At 66.1% G+C, this 1636-nt stretch carries 3 protein-coding genes; all 3 read right to left on the bottom strand.

Translation table 11 applies throughout. The features are described from left to right. Positions 1-163 precede the first annotated feature (163 nt). The 3 genes from D3874_RS00165 to D3874_RS28255 all read right to left on the bottom strand — a co-directional run bounded on the left by D3874_RS00165 (position 164) and on the right by D3874_RS28255 (position 1514). Positions 164-901 carry a LolA-like protein gene (locus tag D3874_RS00165; protein ID WP_117294419.1) on the bottom strand — a complete coding sequence of 246 codons (738 nt, stop codon included), beginning with the start codon at positions 899-901 and terminating at the stop codon, positions 164-166. Positions 902-1107: 206 nt separating this feature from the next. Next, the gene (locus tag D3874_RS28260; protein WP_158595748.1) at positions 1108-1332 is read right to left on the bottom strand and encodes a 5'-3' exonuclease H3TH domain-containing protein; all 225 of its coding nucleotides are present in this window, start codon (positions 1330-1332) and stop codon (positions 1108-1110) included. Next, a complete protein-coding gene (locus D3874_RS28255; RefSeq protein ID WP_158595747.1) occupies positions 1329-1514 on the bottom strand; it encodes a hypothetical protein in 186 nt (61 codons plus the stop codon). The genes D3874_RS28260 and D3874_RS28255 overlap by 4 nt, the downstream gene beginning before the upstream one ends. Between the last annotated feature and the right edge of the window lie 122 nt (positions 1515-1636).

The raw sequence follows: 1636 nt of genomic DNA, 5'->3' as shown, positions 1-1636 counted from the left end.
GCGTGTTCTGGCGCCCTGGCTTTCACCCGGCCAAGCACGACACCCGTGCCCTGGTCGAGGAATGGCGCCAGCGCCTGTTCGGCAGCGACGGCGTGCTGCGCGACCAGCTCCGCAACCGCGAGATGCTGGCGGCGTAGATCGCGCAGCGCGAATCCCGGAGCCGTTACTCCTTGGCCGGCAGGCGTGGCGGAGTAACGGCCAGGTTGTGCTTCAGCGATTGCACCACGACGGTAAAGGTCCGCTTGCCGTCGCTGATCGTGGTCTTGTAGGGCAGCACGACGCCGTCGATCTTCCGGTAGTCGCTGAATGTCGTGAAGGCTTTGACGGGCGGCTTGTCCTTCTCGAAGGCGAAGCCCTCGACCTGGAGCAGCAGGCCGCTCCCGGCGTCGAGGCGCCAGATCTCCTTCTCGCCGGTGCTGGCGGTGAGTTCCAGGACATGCACCGGCGTTCCTTCCAGTTCGGCGTCAGGCAGGCGCTTGCGCTGCGGATACCAGCTCGGGAGCTTGAGATGCCAGTCCAGGCTGTGCCCGCGGAGCGTGCGGGCCAGTTCGTTGCCCTGGAGGGCTTCGATCTTGCTGCCGTCGCGCTTCCAGCCGGTATGGCCGTCGTACCCGCTGCTGCTGGATGCGGCCAGCATGCTGGCCTCATCCAGGAAGAGGTTCGGCTGGACCAGGGTCGACTTCAGGCTTGCGCTCAGCCATCCCATCGACAGCTTCGACTCGGTCGTACGGTTCTGGATGCGCGCCAGGTTGGCGCTGCCGCCGCTGGCCTCGACATGGGCCTGCAGGATGTCATCCGCGCTTGCCGATTCGCCCGCCGCGGCGGCCGCGCGACACGGCCCCGCTGCAAGCGTCGTGAGGACGAAAGCGAGGCCGACGGTTAGCAGTCCATGCAGTTTCATGTTTGGGGCCGATCATTCCTGGGGCAGGTGCTTCAGGGCCGGGGGCCCTGGAAACGGATGGCAGATCGCCGGTGCACCGACCGGCCTGAGAGCAGGCCGCGACCAGGACGATTCTCCCTTCGCGAAGCAAGGCTAAGGCAGGGGCCGTGATTCGTCCCCTCCCCGGTTTAGGGGGCGCCGGACAGGTCCCGCAGCGGCGATCGCGGTCACTCATCGCGTCCGACCCCATCACCTGCACGCAGGTCGGCCCATGACAGGCCAATCGACACGTCGGTCTTGAACTGGACCAGTGCCTGCGACACCAGGGCCATTTCGCGATCCCGCATGACCTGTCTTGCCACTTTCTGGATCGAGCGGCTTTCGAGAATCCCCTGCAGGGACTTGAACTCCCGCAGGAGCTTCACGGCCGTGACGGGACCAATCCCCTTCACCCGGGAATGTTGTCCGTCTTGTCGCCCACCAGGGCCAGGTAATCCTGGATCAGGCCCGGCTCGATGCCGAACCTGGCGAGCACCCAGGCGGCGTCGCGGTTGACGTTGGTGAAGTGGTCGTAGACGGACACCGAGGGGCTCAGCAAGGCACAGAGATCCTTGTCGGTGGAGAGAATGGTCATGGCCCGCGATTCCGCTGCTGCCAGCGCAGGGCGAGCACGGCGATCGCGTCGTCCGCCTCGATGTCGGGCACGCTGACCGTTCGCAGCCGCTGAGCCTCCAGTTCCGTGCGCAAGCTCTTCAT

The sequence above is a fragment of the Oleomonas cavernae genome, assembly GCF_003590945.1.
Lineage (GTDB): Bacteria > Pseudomonadota > Alphaproteobacteria > Zavarziniales > Zavarziniaceae > Zavarzinia > Zavarzinia cavernae.
This window is presented reverse-complemented; position numbering and strand designations above follow the sequence as displayed.

Coding starts and splice junctions, on each gene's coding strand:
- D3874_RS00165 (WP_117294419.1), bottom strand. CDS start 901: ATGAAACTGCATGGACTGCTAACCGTCGGCCTCGCTTTCGTCCTCACG.
- D3874_RS28255 (WP_158595747.1), bottom strand. CDS start 1,514: ATGACCATTCTCTCCACCGACAAGGATCTCTGTGCCTTGCTGAGCCCC.